This window comes from Paraburkholderia phenoliruptrix (assembly GCF_019511605.1).
Taxonomy (GTDB): domain Bacteria; phylum Pseudomonadota; class Gammaproteobacteria; order Burkholderiales; family Burkholderiaceae; genus Paraburkholderia; species Paraburkholderia phenoliruptrix_A.
On record NZ_JAEUAV010000020.1, the window covers coordinates 53,003 to 71,264 of the forward strand.

The 18,262-nt window shown below is 63.5% G+C and carries 16 protein-coding genes and 4 tRNA genes; 9 read left to right on the plus strand and 11 right to left on the minus strand.

Annotation, left to right across the window (positions count from 1 at the left end; genetic code table 11):
• Positions 1–19 precede the first annotated feature (19 nt).
• On the minus strand, positions 20–811 hold the full coding sequence (gloB, locus tag JNB89_RS22400) for a hydroxyacylglutathione hydrolase (RefSeq protein ID WP_220363627.1): 792 nt from the start codon (positions 809–811) through the stop codon (positions 20–22).
• Positions 812–830: 19 nt separating this feature from the next.
• Here gloB and JNB89_RS22405 point away from each other — a divergent pair, with 19 nt between their 5' ends.
• The 5 genes from JNB89_RS22405 (at position 831) to JNB89_RS22425 (ending at position 5,580) form a co-directional block, all read left to right on the plus strand.
• Complete coding sequence (locus JNB89_RS22405; protein WP_220363628.1) at positions 831–1,766, plus strand: class I SAM-dependent methyltransferase; 936 nt, start codon at positions 831–833, stop codon at positions 1,764–1,766.
• On the plus strand, positions 1,763–2,209 hold the full coding sequence (rnhA, locus tag JNB89_RS22410; RefSeq protein ID WP_013340024.1) for a ribonuclease HI: 447 nt from the start codon (positions 1,763–1,765) through the stop codon (positions 2,207–2,209). The genes JNB89_RS22405 and rnhA overlap by 4 nt, the downstream gene beginning before the upstream one ends.
• Before the next feature lie 74 nt (positions 2,210–2,283).
• On the plus strand, positions 2,284–3,018 hold the full coding sequence (gene dnaQ / locus JNB89_RS22415; protein WP_013340025.1) for a DNA polymerase III subunit epsilon: 735 nt from the start codon (positions 2,284–2,286) through the stop codon (positions 3,016–3,018).
• Positions 3,019–3,066: 48 nt separating this feature from the next.
• Positions 3,067–3,141: transfer RNA gene (locus tag JNB89_RS22420), tRNA-Val, on the plus strand.
• A gap of 558 nt (positions 3,142–3,699) precedes the next feature.
• A complete protein-coding gene (locus JNB89_RS22425) occupies positions 3,700–5,580 on the plus strand; it encodes an ABC transporter ATP-binding protein (protein WP_220363629.1) in 1,881 nt (626 codons plus the stop codon).
• An 87-nt stretch (positions 5,581–5,667) separates the two neighbouring features.
• On the opposite strand, the gene JNB89_RS22430 is transcribed toward JNB89_RS22425, so the two are convergent.
• The 3 genes from JNB89_RS22430 to JNB89_RS22440 all read right to left on the minus strand — a co-directional run bounded on the left by JNB89_RS22430 (position 5,668) and on the right by JNB89_RS22440 (position 8,478).
• On the minus strand, positions 5,668–6,132 hold the full coding sequence (locus tag JNB89_RS22430; protein ID WP_013340027.1) for a DUF2214 family protein: 465 nt from the start codon (positions 6,130–6,132) through the stop codon (positions 5,668–5,670).
• Between the two features lie 149 nt (positions 6,133–6,281).
• Entirely contained in the window at positions 6,282–7,136 is an 855-nt protein-coding gene (locus tag JNB89_RS22435; RefSeq protein WP_220363630.1) for a hypothetical protein, read from the minus strand.
• Between the two features lie 277 nt (positions 7,137–7,413).
• Positions 7,414–8,478: a glycosyltransferase family 4 protein gene (locus JNB89_RS22440; protein WP_220363631.1), complete on the minus strand. Its 1,065-nt coding sequence runs from the start codon at positions 8,476–8,478 to the stop codon at positions 7,414–7,416.
• Between the two features lie 705 nt (positions 8,479–9,183).
• On the opposite strand from JNB89_RS22440, the gene JNB89_RS22445 reads away from it, so the two are divergent.
• Positions 9,184–11,019 (plus strand): ABC transporter ATP-binding protein, encoded by a 1,836-nt coding sequence (locus JNB89_RS22445; protein ID WP_041729043.1) that lies wholly within the window; start codon positions 9,184–9,186, stop codon positions 11,017–11,019.
• Between the two features lie 168 nt (positions 11,020–11,187).
• Here JNB89_RS22445 and otsA read toward each other — a convergent pair whose 3' ends face one another.
• Both otsA and otsB read right to left on the minus strand, forming a co-directional pair.
• Positions 11,188–12,648: an alpha,alpha-trehalose-phosphate synthase (UDP-forming) gene (gene otsA / locus JNB89_RS22450; protein ID WP_220363632.1), complete on the minus strand. Its 1,461-nt coding sequence runs from the start codon at positions 12,646–12,648 to the stop codon at positions 11,188–11,190.
• 118 nt (positions 12,649–12,766) lie between these two features.
• Entirely contained in the window at positions 12,767–13,516 is a 750-nt protein-coding gene (otsB, locus tag JNB89_RS22455) for a trehalose-phosphatase (protein WP_220363633.1), read from the minus strand.
• 398 nt (positions 13,517–13,914) lie between these two features.
• Here otsB and JNB89_RS22460 point away from each other — a divergent pair, with 398 nt between their 5' ends.
• From JNB89_RS22460 to JNB89_RS22470, 3 genes are read left to right on the plus strand one after another with little or no spacing between them, the layout of a single operon-like run.
• Positions 13,915–14,583, plus strand: a complete 669-nt coding sequence (locus JNB89_RS22460; RefSeq protein WP_431026598.1) for an SCO family protein — start codon at positions 13,915–13,917, stop codon at positions 14,581–14,583.
• Between the two features lie 18 nt (positions 14,584–14,601).
• Entirely contained in the window at positions 14,602–15,072 is a 471-nt protein-coding gene (locus JNB89_RS22465; RefSeq protein ID WP_220363634.1) for a copper chaperone PCu(A)C, read from the plus strand.
• Between the two features lie 18 nt (positions 15,073–15,090).
• Positions 15,091–16,077 carry a cytochrome c oxidase assembly protein gene (locus JNB89_RS22470; RefSeq protein ID WP_220363635.1) on the plus strand — a complete coding sequence of 329 codons (987 nt, stop codon included), beginning with the start codon at positions 15,091–15,093 and terminating at the stop codon, positions 16,075–16,077.
• A gap of 121 nt (positions 16,078–16,198) precedes the next feature.
• On the opposite strand, the gene JNB89_RS22475 is transcribed toward JNB89_RS22470, so the two are convergent.
• The 5 genes from JNB89_RS22475 to JNB89_RS22495 form a co-directional block, all read right to left on the minus strand.
• Positions 16,199–16,723 (minus strand): GNAT family N-acetyltransferase, encoded by a 525-nt coding sequence (locus JNB89_RS22475; RefSeq protein WP_220363636.1) that lies wholly within the window; start codon positions 16,721–16,723, stop codon positions 16,199–16,201.
• A 144-nt stretch (positions 16,724–16,867) separates the two neighbouring features.
• Positions 16,868–17,626 (minus strand): TraB/GumN family protein, encoded by a 759-nt coding sequence (locus tag JNB89_RS22480; RefSeq protein WP_220363637.1) that lies wholly within the window; start codon positions 17,624–17,626, stop codon positions 16,868–16,870.
• A 162-nt stretch (positions 17,627–17,788) separates the two neighbouring features.
• Positions 17,789–17,862 (minus strand) — tRNA-Cys (locus JNB89_RS22485).
• A 98-nt stretch (positions 17,863–17,960) separates the two neighbouring features.
• Positions 17,961–18,036, minus strand: a tRNA-Gly gene (locus JNB89_RS22490).
• A gap of 75 nt (positions 18,037–18,111) precedes the next feature.
• Positions 18,112–18,187, minus strand: a tRNA-Gly gene (locus JNB89_RS22495).
• Between the last annotated feature and the right edge of the window lie 75 nt (positions 18,188–18,262).

Sequence of the window (18,262 nt, forward strand, 5' to 3'; positions counted from 1 at the left end):
GACCCCAAAGCCGGTCCGGTTAGCGGAAGCGATTTTTCCATTCGCGCATCAACGTGAAGGCCGCCAGACGGTCGGAGACTTTCTCGTGCAACGCCTCCTGCAGCGCCGCCTGAACGGCCGGATCGCCCGCTCGCAGGAAAGGGTTGACCGCGCGTTCATGGGCGATGGTGGTGGGCAGCGTCGGCTGATTGCCGGCTCGCAAGTCGCTCGCCTTGTCGCGCCAGGCCTGCAGCTCCGGATTGTCCGGCTCGCAGGCGAGCGCGAAGCGGATGTTGGACAACGTGTACTCGTGTGCGCAATGCACTTGCGTCGCGCCCGGCAGCGCGGCGAGCGAGTCGAGCGACGCCAGCATCTGGGCCGGCGTGCCCTCGAAGAGGCGGCCGCAGCCGCAGGCGAACAGCGTGTCGCCACAAAACACGTGAGGTGTGCCGGCTAAGTCCGCCGCCTGAAAATAGGCAATGTGGCCGCTTGTGTGGCCGGGCACGTCGAGCACGCTGAACTCCAGCGCAGGCTCTGCAATGTTCACCCGATCGCCATTTTTCAGACGCTGCGTGACATGCTCGATCGCCTCGCCGGCGGGCCCGTACACGGGGACGCCCTGGCCATTCAGCAGATCGGCTACCCCGCCGACATGGTCTTGATGATGGTGCGTGAGTAAAATAGCGCTCAGCCGCCATCCGCGTTTGGCCAGATAGGCGCGAACGGGGGCGGCCTCGCCCGGATCGACGACGACCGCATGACGTCCGTCGGAAACAACCCAGATGTAATTGTCTTCAAACGCCGGGACCGGTACGTACTCGAGCGCATTCATAGGCGACGCATTCTTTGATATGACTGACCGAGCGATTATAGACTGGCCCGCCTGGACGAATTCGCCGCCTGGCCGCTACGTGCTCGAGTGGGAACAGACCCAGCTCGACCGGGTGGTATCGGACGTTTTCGGTTACCACGCACTGCAGCTCGGCCTGCCGCAGCTCGACGCGTTGCGTGAGAATCGCATGCCCTGCCGCGGGCTGGTGCTGGACGCCGCCAGCGGCGCGAGCGCGCCCTACAGTTTTCCGCGTTCGGCTGCGCACCCCGGCAACCCAGCGGGTAACAGCCTGAACGACGGGCTGAACAACGGGCTGAACAACGGCGCGAATGGTGGAATGAGCAACGGGGCGGGCCACGGCACGACCCACGGCCCCGCGCGCAATACCTTCGCGCCGCTGCCCGCGCCTGGCGGGCGCAGCGCGGTCTGGTGCGATCTGCTCGACCTGCCTTTCGAGGCGCAGAGCGTCGATCTGATCGTGATGCCGCACACGCTCGAATTCACCAGCGACCCACACCGCCTGCTGCGGGAAGCCGAGCGCGTGCTCATGCCGGAAGGCCAACTGATCATTCTCGGCTTCAACTCGCTCTCGCTATGGGGCGCGCGGCAATCGGTCGGCAAGATGACCGGTCGGCCGTTCGTGCCGGCGGCCGTCGACCTGATCGCGTTCACACGCCTGAAAGACTGGATCAAGCTGCTCGGCTTCGACCTCGAACGCGGGCGCTTCGGCTGCTATCGCCCGCCGCTCGACAGCGAGCAGTGGCTCTCCCGCTACGCCTTCATGGAAGCCGCCGGCGACCGTTGGTGGCCCATCTTCGGCGCGACGTACATGATCAAGGCGATCAAGCGGGTGCGCGGCATGCGCCTCGTCGGGCCGCTGAAGGTGAAGAAACCCGTTCTCGCCGCAGGCCTCACGCCCGCCGCTACACCGAACACACGCAACCACACTCAATGACCGCAAACATCATCGACATTTATACCGACGGCGCCTGCAAGGGCAACCCTGGCCCCGGCGGCTGGGGCGCACTGTTGCGCTTCGGCGATCAGGAAAAGGAACTGTTCGGCGGCGAAGCCAATACGACCAACAACCGCATGGAACTGATGGGCGTGATTTCCGCGCTCGAAGCGCTCAAGCGTCCGTGCAAGGTCGTCGTGCATACCGATTCGCAGTACGTGCAAAAAGGCATTAGCGAGTGGATTCACGGCTGGAAAAAGAAAGGCTGGGTGACGGCCGCGCGGCAGCCCGTGAAGAACGCGGACTTGTGGAAGCGGCTCGATGCGCTCGTCGCGCAACACGAAGTCGAATGGCGCTGGGTGCGCGGTCACAACGGCCACCCTGAGAACGAGCGCGCCGATCAGCTCGCCAACCGCGGCGTCGCGTCGCTCGCGGAACTGTGACTCGAGCGCCGGCTTGGGCGCCCCCTTCTGCCGCTTATTGACGGCGGCAACTTTTGAGGCAAAGTTAATCCGACATGCGTCAACTCATTCTCGATACCGAAACGACCGGCCTTAACGCCCGCACCGGCGACCGCATTCTCGAACTCGGTTGCGTCGAACTGGTGAACCGGCGACTCACCGGCAACAACCTGCACTTCTATATCAACCCCGAGCGCGACAGCGATCCTGGCGCGCTGGCCGTGCACGGCCTGACTACAGAGTTCCTCAGCGACAAGCCGAAGTTCGCCGAGATTGCCGACCAGTTTCGCGACTTCATACAGGGCGCGGACCTGATCATTCACAACGCGCCCTTCGACATCGGCTTTCTGGATGCCGAATTCGCGTTGCTAGGCCTGCCGCCCGTGAGCACCTATTGCGGCGAGATCATCGACACGCTCGCGCGCGCCAAGCAGATGTTCCCCGGCAAGCGCAATTCGCTCGACGCGCTGTGCGATCGCTTCGGCATCAGCAATGCACACCGCACGCTGCACGGCGCGCTGCTCGACTCCGAACTGCTCGCCGAGGTTTATCTGGCGATGACGCGCGGCCAAGAGAGTCTCGTCATCGACATGCTGGGGGAATCGCATGCCGGCGGCGAAGCGCATGCACCGCGCGTGGCAATCGAGTCGCTGGAGCTCGTGGTGATTGCAGCGAGCGACGAAGAAGTCGCCGCGCATCAGGCGGTGCTCGACGGTCTCGACAAGGCAATCAAAGGCACGAGCGTATGGCGCCTCGAACCTGCGCCGGTAGCGGATGAGCAAGCCGCTTAAAAAGTGCTGGACGAGTGCCAAAATCCCTGACATAATTTCAATCTCTTCGGGTGGTTAGCTCAGCGGTAGAGCACTGCCTTCACACGGCAGGGGTCACTGGTTCGATCCCAGTACTACCCACCAGATTCTTGGTGTGTCGATCACCGAAGACAAAGGGCTTACGCAGCAATGCGTAAGCCCTTTTTCCGTTTTGTGTTTTATTTTTTGGCTCTTACTTTTTTGCTTTCGCTTTTTGCACGTGCCATGTAGTTGCGGGGCTTTTCGCGCATTTCGCAATCCGCGGCAACGTCAACACCGAAACCTCGTCGATTGCGGGGGCAAAACAGCGCTGATATAGTGGCTTCTCGGGCATTCGCCCGGTCTATTTTCTCCACCTCATTGACTACAGGGAGGCGTCACATGTTCGCAGTGCATATGGCGGTCCCTGACATGGTCTCGCGACGAGCTTGCCGTCGTTCGCTAGTCGCTGATGCGTCACTGACCCGTCGCTGACCCATCGCTCTACGCGGCGCAGCCTCAAAGGCTCTCCGCGCAATTCCAGATAGTCCACAGCTCGCTTTGCAGGCACGCTTGACAGCTCATTGCCCGCAGCCTGATTGCCGTTCAGCGGCGCGCTTGCTCTATCTCTTCTTTCTGCTTTTGACTGGAACCCCGCCGCGCCAGGCGCGCGGGTTGTCGCAAATGACCGGAAAAAAACTCGACTTTCGCGGACAAGCCTTCAAGGACGTCCTCGGTTTCACCTTCCAACACTGGGCGCAGCAGCCGTGGCGCGTCGTCGTGATTGTGGCGCTCGTCATGCTCGCCGCAGTAGCCGACGTGCTTACGCCCATGTTCGCCGGCCACCTCGTCGACGCCATTGCGTCGGGTCCGGCTGCGCGCGGCAGCGCATGGCACGCGGCCATCACCGCGTTCTGCGTGCTCACCGCGCTCGGGCTCAGTGCGACCCTGCTGCGCCAGGGCATGTACTTCAACATCATCAAGCTGACGCTCAAGATGATGAGCGAGATCGCCGCCAACGCGTTTCACCGCGTGCAACGGTTCTCGACCGACTGGCACGCGAACAGCTTTGCCGGTTCGACGGTGCGCAAGATTACCCGCGGCATGTGGGCGCTTGACCTGCTCAACGACACGCTGCTGATCGCGCTGTTCCCGTCGCTCGTCATGCTCGCCGGGGCAACGCTGCTGCTCGGCTGGCGCTGGCCCATGATGGGCGCGGTGGTCGGCATCGGCTCGGTGCTGTATATCGCGGTAACGGTCGCGTTGTCGCTCGGCTACGTGGCGCCCGCCGCACGCCTCGCCAACGCGTGGGACACGCGCATGGGCGGCGCGCTCGCGGACGCCGTGAGTTGCAACGGCGTCGTCAAGGCGTTCGGCGCCGAAGCGCGCGAAGAACTGCTGCTCGCACGCGTGATCGACAAGTGGCGCGAGCGCACCCGCCGCACGTGGATCCGCGGCACGATCAACGGTGGGGTGCAGGGCGCCATGCTGGTGGCGATCCAGGCCGCGATTCTCGGTGCGGCGCTGGTGCTGTGGCTGCGCGGCGAGGCGAGCGTCGGCGACATCACGTTCGCGTTGACGATGTTCTTCATGCTGCAAGGCTATCTGCGCGAGGTGGGCATGCACATCCGCAACCTGCAGCGCTCGGTCAACGACATGGAAGAACTGGTATCGCTCGAGCGCCAGCCGCTTGGCATCGAGGACCGGCCGGGCGCCGGTCCCATTGCAATCGGTCAAGGCGAGATTCGCTTCGAGCACGTCACGTTTCACTATGGCGCGAGCGCCGTCCCGCTCTACCGCGACTTCTGCGTGCGCATTGCGCCTGGCGAACGCGTGGGTCTGGTCGGCCATTCGGGCTCGGGCAAGACCACGTTCATCAAGCTGATCCAGCGTCTTTACGACGTGTCGGGAGGCCGCATTACGATCGACGGCCAGGACATCGCGCGCGTCAAGCAAGCGTCGTTGCGCAGCCAGATTGCGATCGTGCAGCAGGAGCCGGTGCTGTTTCACCGCTCGCTGGCAGAGAACATTGCGTATGCCCGGCCCGAGGCGAGCCGTGCCGAGATCGAGCAAGCGGCGCGGCTTGCTAACGCGCACGACTTCATCAGCGCGTTGCCGGACGGCTACGACACGCTTGTCGGCGAACGCGGCATCAAGCTCTCGGGAGGCGAACGTCAGCGGGTAGCCATTGCGCGCGCGTTTCTCGCGGACGCCCGCATTCTGATCCTGGACGAAGCCACCTCCAGCCTCGATAGCGAAAGCGAAGTGCTGATCCAGCAGGCGATGGAGCGGTTGATGTTGGGCCGCACGACGCTAGTCGTCGCGCATCGTCTTTCGACTGTGCGCGCACTCGACCGGCTGCTCGTGCTCGACAAGGGCAAGGTGATCGAAGAAGGCAGCCATGAAACGCTGATCGGCCTCGAGAACGGCGTGTATCGCCGGCTCTTCGAGCGTCAGGCGCTGGAGTTGATCAAGGGCTTGAGCGAACCGCCGGTGGTTCGGCATGAAGCGTCGCAGGTGCGCGCCGCTCACGTCGACGATTCGAGTCTGCTGGTCAGCGAGTAGAGAAGAACAGGCACCGAGCGGCAAAGCCGGCGCACGTCAACCGGAACCGCCTTCATTGAAGGCTCGTTCCGCCGACGTGCCGCCGGCTCACACCACGCCCGAAGGAAGACCGATGCCGCGCGCCATGCCGGTGGCCGCAAACACCATCAGCACCAGCAGGACGGTCTGAATCACGCTCAGATGCGCATAACGGCGCGCGTTGTGCAAATCCGGCGCCTCGCCTTTTCGGATCGACGCACGCCAGCGCATGAGCGCGAGCATGGACGGCACTTCCAGCGCGAGAATCGCCACGAGCAGCGCCATCTTCACGTGAAAGAGCGGCTCGTGGAGATAGTAGTCGGCGCCCTTCTCGTACGAACCAAAAGCACGCATCAGTCCGGTGATGATCAGCACCAGTGCAGAGAGACCCCATCGCGTATCCGCACGGAACACCGAGCGCAACGCGGCGGGCACGGCTGCGCGACGCAGCGACCATGTGCGCCGCAGAATCGACGCGAGCGCAAAGCCATAAGCGAGCAGATGAAGAGCGGCAAGTAACCAGCGAACCAGCATAGCGACTCCTGCAAACGACACGGCAATATCGATTGTTATCGCCCGCGCAGCGTCAGGCGCGGGCGGCATCTTTGTTTCATTATCGACCACGGCTTACTGTACAACGCGTTCATCGGTCGCGACATGTGACCGAATGCACACAGCAGGCTTCAGACCTGCCGCAACGTGCTGTCGAGCGCGCGTGCCGCCACGCGGTCGCCTTCGGTTGTCAACGCGGTGCGAAAGACAGTTTGGCGGTTGTGGCCCGCAGCAGCGGGCGAATCCCACAGCAGCTCGATTTTTGGACGCCGGCCAAACGCAGCGCGTGCGAGCGACGGCCCGCCGCCGCTGCGCGAGGACGCGGCCGTCGTGAACGTTTCGGCCGCCGCGTGCAGCGCGACCATCGGCGCGGGCGGCGACGCAGACCCCGTGCCCGCGCCGTCCGCCCAGCGCACCGAGAGTTCGCGTGCGTCGTACTGCCCCACCTTGCGACGCTCGGCCCACACGCTCACGGTGCGCGTAAGCGGATCCAGCGACACGGCATAGCGCCCGATCGCAAAGCGACGCGCGGCAATGTTGGTGCGCCACAGCGCGCGCGGACGGCAGATCCAGAGAACGGCCGCGTACAGTGCCGGCGCGGCCAGCAGCCAGCCATTCGTTGCCGCGACCGTCTGCGCGGCGCGGCGCCAGCCGGCGCTGACAGCGAATGCGCTGACAGTCCACACCGCAAACAGGAAGCCGAGGAACGCGAACAGACGCAGTGCTTGCCGCAGCCATTGCGGCAACGGATGAAACGGACGCTCGGCCACCGCCCGCGCGCCCGGCAGAAAGATCAGCAGGAACAGAAAGACAAGGTTGATGCACGCCCACGGCGAAGAGGCCATGGCCGACAGCGACGACGTCAGATCCATCTCCGACATCGAAAACAGCCAGCGGGCAAGAAGCACGAGACCGATGGCGCGCAACGCGAAAATCGTTCCGGCGCCGGGCGCGGCATTCGCACGCGTCTCTTTCGTTCTCGCCAAGGCATCCTCCTGTCGTCGGCGGCGCCGCAGCCAAATTTGCGGCACGGCCATTATAGGGATATTACGAAAGCCGGCTCGCCCCCGCGGCCCGAAACACCCGGTTTGCATCGCGAAACGCGAAAAAACGCGGCGCGCATGCAACAACGCCCCGCGAGCGGCTTGCAAGCGGGGCGTTGCGGGTGGCGGGCGAAGCGCGCTAAAGCGCTAGATTCGCCACGCCGGTTGACTGACCGACAGCTTCAGTCCGGCGTGCGCTTGGTTCGCGCTTAGGTCGCGCTTAGTTCGCGTTCACTTCGCGCAGCACGGTGCGGTGCTTCTCACGCAGCAGCTCTTCATACGTGGCGACGTAATTCCGTGCCATCACCTTCGACGAGAAGCGCGCTTCGAACGCCTTGCGCACCAGCTCGCGCGGCAGCGTGTGCAGGCGCTTGAGTGCCGCGACTGCGCTGATTTCATCTTCAACGACAAAGCCCGACACGCCGTTTTCGATCACTTCCGGCACCGAACCGCGATTGAACGCGATCACCGGCGTGCCGCACGCCATCGCTTCGATCATCACGAGACCGAAGGGCTCCGGCCAGTCGATCGGGAAGACCAGCGCATGTGCGTTGCCGAGGAACTCGCGCTTCTCGGCTTCGCCGATTTCGCCGATGTACTCGACGTGCGGCAGCGCCATCAGCGGCTTGATCACTTCTTCGTAATAGGCGCGGTCGGCCTTGTCGATTTTCGCGGCCACCTTGAGCTTCATGCCTGCCTGGCCCGCAATGCGGATCGCGCGATCAAGGCCCTTCTCCGGCGAAACGCGGCCGAGGAACGCGAGGTAGCCGGGCTGCACGTCGGGGATCGGCCGCAGCACGTCTTCCGGCAGGCCGTGATACACAGTTTGCAGCCAGTTTGCCTGCGGCAGCGGAATGCGCTGGTTGTCCGAAATCGACACCACCGGCACGTCCTTGAACGTGTTGAAGATCGGCTGCAGTTCCGGCAAATCGAGACGGCCGTGCAGCGTGGTCAGGAACGGCACCGGCTGGCGTGCGAAAAGCGAGAACGGGTAATAGTCGATGTGGAAATGCAGCACGTCGAATTCGTCCGCGCGGCGGCGCACTTCTTCGAGCAGCAGCATGTGCGGCGCCATCACGTCGCGAATGGTGGGATCGAGGCGCAGCGCTTGCGGCCAGAAGGCTTCGAGCTTTGCCGAGGTTTGCGAATCGCCGCTCGCAAAAAGCGTGACGTCGTGACCCTGCTCGACCAACGCTTCGGTCAAGTAGGAAACCACACGTTCCGTACCACCGTACAGCTTGGGAGGAACCGCCTCGTGCAACGGAGCGATTTGAGCGATTCGCATAGTGAAAACTCCTCGTAAAAACCGGCAAAAGTACTGCGTTTGGTAAAAGCGACTCGCTTTGCTCGCCAGGGCAGTCGGGCCGGACACCCCGGCGCGGGCCTGATTCTTTCGAGATTTCCTGCGGCAGGTCGCTTCAGTTTAAATAGCCCGGACGGCAATCGCCTTCCATGCCTGTGCGGTAAACGCACAGACGTGCTCGACGTTGACAAACTGTCAGAAATTTCGCAAGGGCTTACAGCGCACGCATTATCAGTGCCTGGCTTCTCGCTGCAGCACAACATTTCAAAGTCTTTACGTTGTTACAAGGGGGATACACTTTGCAAACCCTTGTTTTGCAAGACAGTTTTACAGTAGCGACTGGCCGGCGACATGAGGCTGCCCGACTCTCGCGCCACTCGCCGGTTGCGCTTTGCGTCACGCTTGCCGGCACGGGTTGAAGAGAATCCAGCGCCCGGGCTGAATGCAATTTGTAATTATATCCCGAAACAATCCGCGATCAGCGTGAACCCTTGCCACCGCAGTCAGTCCAGCAAGAGGTAGATCGCGGACGTCCATCGCGACACCAATCGCGCCATATGCCCGGAAACCCAGGGCGCAATTGCCTTTGCGTGTTTACAATGCGAAGCATTGCCTGCGCCGCGACATTTTTTCGCGTGGCCCATGCCTTGCATGCACACCTCCGACTCACACCAACCTCTCGATCAATTGGAACATTTGACCATCGCCCAGCGCAACGCCCAGAACGCAAAGCTCGCGAGCTATGCGCACAGGCCGCTTGCGTTCGTTTTCCGTTTTATCCGCCGCCATCCGCTCGCTCATGCGACCGTGCTGTGCAGCGTGATAGCGGCCGTGGGCTGTGCGCTCGCTTCGCAATACGCGATCAAGCACCTGATTGATGTGCTCGGCACCGGCCGGCATCATCCCGGGCCGTTGTGGGGCGCGTTCGCGATACTCGTCGGCCTCATCGCCGCAGACAACCTGCTGTGGCGGGTCGGCGGCTGGGTCGCGGCTCACACGTTCGTCGCGGTGACCGGCGACTTGCGGCGAGACCTGTTCCAGTACCTGAGCGGACATTCGCCGACCTACTACTCCGAGAAGCAGCCCGGCATGCTGGCAAGCCGCATCACTGCGACCTCGAACGCGGTCTACACGGCGGAAAACACCACCGCCTGGAACGTGCTGCCGCCGTGTATAGCCGTGCTCGGTGCAATCGTCATGATCATCGCCGTGAACCCGCTGATGGCGGCCGGCCTGATGCTGTGCTCGGCAATTCTGTCGGTGGTGCTCTACAAGCTCGCCGGCCGCGGTTCGGTGCGGCACCATCATTTCGCGACCCGGGCGGCGTCCGTAGACGGCGAACTCGTCGACGTGATCAGCAACATGGGCCTCGTGCGCGCGTTCGGTATGACGTTGCGCGAGCAGCAGCGCTTCGGCGCCACGGTCAAGGCGGAAATGGACGCGCGTCAGCAAAGCCTGCTCTATCTGGAAAAGCTGCGCCTGCTGCACGCGGTAATCACGGCGCTGCTCTCCGCTGGCCTGCTTGGCTGGGCGCTCGTGCTGTGGGACCAGGGCAAGGCGACCTCGGGCGACATCGTGCTCGTCAGCTCGCTCGGCTTCACCATTCTGCACGGCACACGCGATCTGGCGGTCGCGCTGGTGGACGTCACGCAGCATATTGCGCGTCTCGCAGAAGCCGTGCGCACGTTGCTCGAGCCGCACGGCATGCCCGATCGCGACGGCGCGACGGAACTGGTGCCGCAAGGCGGGCGCGTGGACTTCGAAGGTGTGACGTTCGCGTATCCGCGCCGCCGGCCGATCCTCGATCATTTCGATCTGCACATCGAGCCGGGCCAGCGCGTCGGTCTGATCGGCAAGTCGGGCGCGGGCAAATCGACCGTGCTCGCACTACTGCAGCGCTTCTACGAAACACAAGGCGGCGCGATCAAGATCGACGGCCAGGACATCGCCGCCATCACGCAGGACAGCCTGCGCCATGCCATAGCGCTGGTGCCGCAGGACATTTCGCTGTTCCACCGCACCGTGTACGAAAACATTGCGTACGGCCGCCCCGAAGCGACGCGCGAGGAAGTGCTGGCCGCGGCGCGCGAAGCACGCTGCACGGACTTTATCGAGGCAATGCCCGAAGGCTTCGACACGATTGTCGGCGACCGTGGCGTGAAACTCTCCGGCGGACAGCGCCAACGCATCGCGATTGCGCGCGCGATTCTCAAGAACGCGCCGATCCTGCTGCTCGACGAAGCCACCTCGGCGCTCGACAGCGCCTCGGAAGAAGCGATCCAGAAGGCGCTCGACCGGCTCATGGTAGGCCGCACGGTGATCGCGATTGCACACCGCCTGTCGACGCTGCATAACTTTGACCGCATCATCGTGATGAGCGCTGGCAAGGTGATCGACGACGGCAGCCCCGAAGAACTGCGCCAGCGCCCCGGCCTCTATCGCGACCTGCTGTCGAAGCAGTACGGCAAGGGCACGACGTTGCACATCGGCGGCAAGAAGGTCGACGAGCAGCACGTGATCTGAGCCGCGCACCGCCGGCAAAGAGCCTGAGGTCTACGACAAGTAAGCCGCACAACGCCCGCAAGGTCCGCCGCGTCCGCCGCGTCCGCCCTGCGCGGCCCCGGCCCGGCCACCAACAGAAAAGCCGCTTTTCAGCGGCTTTTCTGTTTCCGAAATCATGCGTGCGGGCAATCAGCCGGCCAGAACTTCGCGCGTATTTTTCTTCCCCACTCGGGCGCGCGAACGCGCGAGCGCGGTGCGCGTTGCACCATCGGCGCGCTGCAGATCGCGCATGAAGTTGTCGCGCCACACCGAAACATTGTTCTCGCGCAGTTGCGCCATCATGTCCCGATGACGCGCCTGGCGTTCCGCAAGCGGCATTTCGAGCGCTGCCGCGAGCGCATCGGCCATGCCGTCGATGTCGACCGGATTCACGATCAGCGCACCGTCCAGTTCCTGCGCTGCGCCGGCAAAGCGCGACAACACGAGCACCCCCGGATTCTCCGGGTCTTGCGCCGACACGTATTCCTTCGCGACGAGATTCATGCCGTCGCGCAAGGGCGTCACATAGCCGACGTGAGCCGTGCGAAAAAGCGCGGCGAGCACCGAGCGTTCATATTGCTTGTGGATGTAGAGAATCGGCGTCCAGTCCAGCTCTGCGAAGCGCCCGTTGATGCGGCCCGACTCGCCCTCCAGTTGCAGGCGGATGTCCTGATACGCGTGCATGTCGGCGCGCGTGGGCGGCGCGATTTGCAGGAACGACACCTTGTTGCGCTGCGCCGTGGTGTGCTCGAGCAGGCGCTCGAACGCACGAAAGCGCTCGACCAGTCCCTTCGAATAATCGAGGCGGTCCACGCTCATGATGAGCTTGCGCGAATGCAGCGTCGCTTTCATCGTGCGCACCGGCTTGCCCCGCTCTCCTGCTTTCGCGAGTTCGGCGATCTCGTCCGGATACACGCCGATGGGATAGGCCGCGGCGCGCAGCGTGCGGTCAAACGCGTGAATGGTGAGCGGACCGTCGGACGACGTGTCCACCGTGCCGTTCGCCTCGTTGACGATGTAGTCGCAAAACGCGCGCAGATCGGGCGCCGTCTGGAAGCCGAGCAGGTCGAATGAACACAGGGCTTTCACGAGCTCGCGATGCGGCGGCACCGCAAGCAGCACTTGCGAGGCCGGAAACGGAATGTGCAGAAAAAAGCCGATGCGGTTCTTCACGCCCGCCGCGCGCAGCGCCTCGGCGAACGGTATCAGGTGATAGTCGTGGACCCAGATCACGTCGTCTTCGCGCAGAAGCGGCACGAGTTGCTGCGCGAGCCAGGCGTTCACGCGGCAGTAGCCTTCAAAATCATGCCGGTCGTACTGCAGCAGATCGGCTCGATAGTGGAAGGCCGGCCACAGCGTCGCGTTCGAAAAACCGCGGTAGTACTGGTCGTAATCCCGGCGCATCAGCGCGATCGTCGCGAACGTCACGGGGCCGCGCTCCTCGACCTTGATCTGCGGCAGGCCGGAACTCAGCACATCGCCGCTCCAGCCGAACCACATGCCGCCGGTTTCCTTCAGCGCGTCGTACACGCCCACAGCCAGACCGCCCGCAGCCGGACCGCCCTCCGAGATCGGCGCGACCCGGTTCGAAACGATAATCAGTCGGCTCATGAAGCGCTGTCCCCGATGTAATACGTCGTTCTGTTGCTATGTTGTGTGTGGTGCCGCGCGCAACATTGCGCGCCAACTCGTGTGCGTCCCAGGCATTGCAGCGTGAACGACGCGAGCCTCATGCGTGACGCGCCGCGGCAATCACTGCCTGTAGCCAGTCGAGCAGCGCGCTTACCGACTCGATGCGGGTCTGCGCCGTCGTTTCGCCCGCGCCGACCTTGATGGACAGTCCGGCGCGCTCGTTGACGACCGCAAAGCCTTTTTCGTCCGTCAGATCGTCGCCGGCAAAAACGGCCTTGCGGCCGACGAACGGCGGCTCGTCGAGAAATGCACGCAGCGCGCGGCCCTTGTCGACGTCCTTGGGCTTGATTTCGTAGACCATCTTGCCTGGCTGCAGCACGTACGCGCCCGCATAATCGGCAACCAGCCGCTCGGTCGCCTCGCGCGCCGCCTGTTCGCGGTCCGGCGCGTTGCGAAAGTGCAGCGCGAGCGCCGCGCCCTTGATCTCGAGGAGCATGCCGGGGTTGGCGTTGACCACTTCGGCCAGCACCTGCTCCATGCGCAGTAGCCGCTCGTCATGAAAGCCGATGCGTTGTGTGTCGCCGTTCGCGTCGCGCCGTTCGGCGCCGTGCAAGCCGGCAATCGGCAGATCGGGCATGCCGAGAAAGCCGTCGATGCTGTCGATCCCGCGCCCCGAGACCACGGCCACCGCCCCATTCGTCAGGCGGCGCAATTCGCCGAGCAGTTCGATGACGCGAGGTTGCACCTGCACGCCATCCGGCGTGGGCGCCAGTTCGACGAGCGTGCCGTCGAAATCGAAGAAAAACGCGGTCTCGCTCGGAGACAGAAAAACTGGAGGTGCCTGCATCGGGTCATTTTGCCTTTCGGCCTTGTGCAGCCGGAAAAGTGTGCGCATCTTACCGCGCATCCATCAATTTTTCGAGAAAGGAAACAGGGGCGCAAGCGCCGCAAGCCAGCGCAGCGGCACCATCATCGCGCACCCGTACGCATTGCGCTCAAAATGGCAACGATCCGGTTTCAGAGGGCTTTCAACTGCGTGCGTCAAATTGCCTCGCGACCGGCGCGCCAGTGGGCCTGCGGCGACACGGCCCGGCATTTTGCGATACAGTCGCAGCCACACAAGACTTTGGCGTTACGACGATTTTTGTCCACTATCGCAATCTGCCTGCCTTGCAAAGCGTACGCCAGCTGGATGAGCGCGTGCGGGCGGCGCGCCGCTTCTTAATCGAGTCATTCATACCCGCTTTGTTCCCGACCATCTCACCGCGACGGCTTCACCCCGATCTGGCGCGTGCGCCGCGCGCCGGCCGCACGCGCCGCTTCGCGCCCGTGCTCGGCACCGCTGCCCTGCTCACGATGATCGCACTCGCCGGCTGCAGCCAGCGCGCCGAACCGTGGCATCTGACGAACGTAAGCGGCCATCTACCCGACCTCGATTTCTCGCTGACGGGCGACGACGGCCGGCCCGTTACCGGCGCTTCCTTCAAGGGGCGCGCGTCGCTTGTCTACTTCGGCTACACGCACTGCCCGGACGTCTGCCCGGAAACCATGGGACGGCTGATGCAGGTGCTCGGCAAGCTCGGCCCCGACGCGCAAAAGGTGCGCATTCTCTTTATTACTGTGGACCCGGCGCGCGACACGCCGCAGGCGCTGCACGACTACGTCGGCGCATTCGACGCGACGCACGCCGAGGGACTGACCGGCACGGACTGGCAGATCGAGTCGCTCGCCAAGCGCTACCGGGTCGCCTATCAGATGGAAAAGCGTGACCCGAACGGCAACTACGAAGTCACGCACAGTTCCGCCGTGTATGTGTTCGACGCGCAAGGCCGCGCGCGACTGCTCGCCACCGACAACGACACGCCCGATGCGATCGCACAAGACCTGCGCCGCATCGTCGATCAACGCTCCTGACTTTCAATCATGAACCTGATGACGACCAAAGTTCGCACCCTGTCAGCCTCCGCCGCCGCTGCCCTTTCGCTCTCGCTTTCGCTCGCGTTCGTGAGCCACGTTCAGGCCGCCGCCCCGCAGGCGATTACTGCCAAAGACGCATGGGTGCGCTGGCTGCCGAACAACCTGCCGGCGGCCGGCTACGTGACGCTCGTGAATGCCGGCGACAAACCGGTCGATCTCGTCGATGTCTCGAGCAGCGACTACGGCGACGCGATGCTGCATCAAACGGTATCGAACGGCTCGTCGCAGAAAATGGTGATGGTCGACAAACTGACCGTTCCCGCGCACGGCCAGGTTGCCATCGCGCCCGGCGGCTATCACCTGATGCTCGAAGACGCGAAGCACAAGATCGCACCGGGCGACACTGTGCACCTGAAGCTCAAGTTCTCCGACGGCGCGACGCTCGACACGCCCTTCGCGGTCAAGTCACCGGCGCAAACAAAGTAAGCAGGACGAGCCACAGTGATGAACCTGTTCTACTGGCTCGATCCGTGGGAATTTTCGCCGACGGTCGTTATCGCGCTACTCGTGCCCGCAATGCTGTTCTTACGCGGCGCGCGCAAGGCAAAGGTGTCGACGGCGCGGCGCATCTCCTTCTGGTTCGGGCTGGTGGCGCTCTACGTCGCGCTGCACACGCGGCTCGATTACTTCTTCGAGCATGAGTTCTTCATGCATCGCGCACAGCATCTCGTGCTGCATCATCTTGGGCCGTTCTTCATCGCGCTGTCGTATCCGGGCGCGGCCTTGCGCGCGGGCATTCCGTTTGGCTGGCGGCAGCGCTTCGTGCGGCCAGCGTTCGCCACGCCAGCCGTGCGCAAGCTGCTCGACGTCGTCATGCATCCGGTGGTCGCGGTGGTCCTGTTCGTCGGGTTGATCTACTTCTGGTTGCTCTCGCCGATCCATTTTGTCGCGATGCTCGACTGGCGGCTGTATCGCGTCATGAACTGGAGCATGGTGATTGACGGTCTGTTGTTCTGGTGGCTCGTGCTCGATCCGCGCCCTGCGCCGCCTGCCCGCCTGTCGCCCGGCAAGCGCGTGCTGGTAGTGATAGCAGCCATTCCGCCACAGATCGTGCTGGGCGCGTTGATCTTCTTTACGCCGCGCGAACTGTACCCGATCTATTCGATCTGCGGCCGCGCATTCACGTGGCTTAGTCCGATGCGCGATCAACAGATCGGCGGGCTGCTACTGTGGATTCCCGGTTCGATGATGAGCGTCATCGGTGCGCTGGTCGCGCTGCGTCACTGGATGCGCCTGTCCGCACGCGGACGCGTGCGCGGCGAACGGCGCGCGGTGGCAGGCAATGCTGCCAAGGCTGCCGATGCAACGAATGCATCGAATGCATCGGACCCATCGAACGCAGGCAACGCGACGCACTCGGCTAGTGCAACCAACGCTACCAACGCGCTCGCTGCGAAGGCCGCTGCGGCGAGCCGCGCTGGTCGCGCGTAGCGGTTGGGTGGAGCGTGCGTGGTGTGTGGGTGGGCGCTGCATGGGTGGCGCTTGAATAACGCTCGAGTGGCGCATCGCTCGCGCCGCCGCCCGCATGGGCGCCAATGTCTGTTAATCGCCCTCAGGCAGATCGCATCCACACGTGCGGAATGCCGTCTTCCTCATGAATTTCGGACACCGGCTCGAAACCAAATGCACCATAGAAACGTTGCAGGTGCGCCTGCGCGTGCAGGCGAATGGGCGTGCCCGGCCATTGCTTGCGAATCTGCGCAATGGCGCGCTCGAGCATCGCATTGCCGAGACCGATGCCGCGAAACGCCGCGGTAGTCAGCACGCGTCCGATGCGCACGTCGGCGTCGTCGGCGTCGGGCAGCAGCACGCGCAGATAGCCGGCGAGCGGCGCCCGCTGCGCGCCCGCAGCTGCTTGCGGACTTGCCCCCACAGATGGGCCGAAGGCAAGCAGATGCCACGCGTCGACATCCAGACCATCGATATCGCCATACAGGCAGTTCTGCTCGATCACGAAGACGGCGCTACGCGCGGCTAGCATCGCGTAGACCTCGGCGCTCGTCAGATCGTCGAACGCTTTCCAGCGCCATTCGAGTGCCGCGAGTCTGGCTGCGGAGGTTTGCTGCGGTTCAGTCATGAGAGGATGTCTTAAGAGAAAGATACGTGCATTTTGACGCGATGGCCCACGCAACCTGAGCGGCAACGGCAAGCACGCAATTATGCCGCGGGCAGCGGCATACGGAGTGCGATTGCGTCGATTGCAGACAGATCACCTATCCCGCTACTCGCTTTCGAACACCGGCTGCACAGACCGCGCAAGACAATCGACAAGGTTGTCCGGCCCGCACAGATGCAGCGCGCCGACCACTACCAGCGTCCGCTCAGGTCGAGCGAGCAGCTCGCTCACGCGCTGCGCCCAGAGGCGGTTGCGCGTATCGAGAATGGCGCGCCGGATCTCGGGCAACGCGAACATTGGCGATTCGACGGCGATGCGCTGCACGCCCGCCAAATCTCCTTCGAGCCACGCTGCATGCATGCGCTCGAGCGTGCGCTGCGGCTCGCCGACGTCCGCCGTCAGCGTGGCAAGCACGTCCGCGACAACGGCAAGCGGAATGGCTTCGAGCGCGTCGGCGACTTCACTCGCCGTTTCCAGATACTCATACGGCTTGCCGTGCGCCATCGCCCAGCGCAGCATGCGCGGCTCGACGCCGTCGACGAGGTGCTGGAACAGCGTCGGCGCCACGACCAGCGTGGCCCACGGACGAAGCCCGGCGAGCGGCGCAAGCGGACCTTCGGTCGGCCACGCGGCTTGCAGACGGGCCCAGGCATCGGCAGAGATGAGCGGTTGCAGATGTTCCGCGGCGCTCTGTCCATCCGCTTTCAGGAAAGGCAGGATGGTCGGAGGATCGGACTCGAATACCAGCGTTTGCGCCCAGTCATAGGCTTCTTCGATCCAGGGCGGCGTTCTGCGGCTCGCTGCCGGAAAGAGATGCATCGAGCCAAGCAGGCGGACATTCGTGCCGGTGATGTGTAAATACATGCGCGTTCGGTGGCGAGGAGCAAAGACGCCATTGTGCGCCATGTCCTTTGCGCGCTGCATGCGGGGCAAGGCGTGTCGCACACGGTGTGCGATGCGCTGCGGATTGCGGACGCACAAAAAGAAAAGCCCCGACGTGTCGGGGCTTTTCTCTACTTCAACTACTGGAGGCGCGAGCCGGAGTCGAACCGGCCTAAACGGCTTTGCAGGCCGCTGCATAACCGCTTTGCTATCGCGCCGCAAGCGGAGGGGAATCTAGTTGCAGATTCGCTGGTTTGCTGGATGGACAACCGTCAGTCCACCAAACAAAAAGGGAAGCGTTGCTTCCCCTGATGTATGGAGCGGGAGACGAGGCTCGAACTCGCGACCTCAACCTTGGCAAGGTTGCGCTCTACCAACTGAGCTACTCCCGCATTGCACTGCTTCGCAACGCCTTGCACTTTAACTTGCTGAACTACTTAACCGAACAACGCGCTGCTTCAAAAATCTGGAGCGGGAGACGAGGCTCGAACTCGCGACCTCAACCTTGGCAAGGTTGCGCTCTACCAACTGAGCTACTCCCGCGTAGTACTGCTTGGTGTTGCTTTGTACTGCTTCGTGCCGCTTAAAAGGCCCTACTGCTGCCTTCTTGCCGGTACT

Bases quoted from the DNA above. Each gene is read 5' to 3' on its own strand.
- gloB (WP_220363627.1), bottom strand. From the start codon at position 811: ATGAATGCGCTCGAGTACGTACCGGTCCCGGCGTTTGAAGACAATTAC.
- JNB89_RS22480 (WP_220363637.1), bottom strand. From the start codon at position 17,626: ATGTATTTACACATCACCGGCACGAATGTCCGCCTGCTTGGCTCGATG.
- JNB89_RS22470 (WP_220363635.1), top strand. From the start codon at position 15,091: ATGAACCTGTTCTACTGGCTCGATCCGTGGGAATTTTCGCCGACGGTC.
- JNB89_RS22440 (WP_220363631.1), bottom strand. From the start codon at position 8,478: ATGCGAATCGCTCAAATCGCTCCGTTGCACGAGGCGGTTCCTCCCAAG.
- dnaQ (WP_013340025.1), top strand. From the start codon at position 2,284: ATGCGTCAACTCATTCTCGATACCGAAACGACCGGCCTTAACGCCCGC.
- otsA (WP_220363632.1), bottom strand. From the start codon at position 12,648: ATGAGCCGACTGATTATCGTTTCGAACCGGGTCGCGCCGATCTCGGAG.
- JNB89_RS22475 (WP_220363636.1), bottom strand. From the start codon at position 16,723: ATGACTGAACCGCAGCAAACCTCCGCAGCCAGACTCGCGGCACTCGAA.
- JNB89_RS22425 (WP_220363629.1), top strand. From the start codon at position 3,700: ATGACCGGAAAAAAACTCGACTTTCGCGGACAAGCCTTCAAGGACGTC.
- rnhA (WP_013340024.1), top strand. From the start codon at position 1,763: ATGACCGCAAACATCATCGACATTTATACCGACGGCGCCTGCAAGGGC.
- otsB (WP_220363633.1), bottom strand. From the start codon at position 13,516: ATGCAGGCACCTCCAGTTTTTCTGTCTCCGAGCGAGACCGCGTTTTTC.
- JNB89_RS22405 (WP_220363628.1), top strand. From the start codon at position 831: ATGACTGACCGAGCGATTATAGACTGGCCCGCCTGGACGAATTCGCCG.
- JNB89_RS22430 (WP_013340027.1), bottom strand. From the start codon at position 6,132: ATGCTGGTTCGCTGGTTACTTGCCGCTCTTCATCTGCTCGCTTATGGC.
- JNB89_RS22465 (WP_220363634.1), top strand. From the start codon at position 14,602: ATGACGACCAAAGTTCGCACCCTGTCAGCCTCCGCCGCCGCTGCCCTT.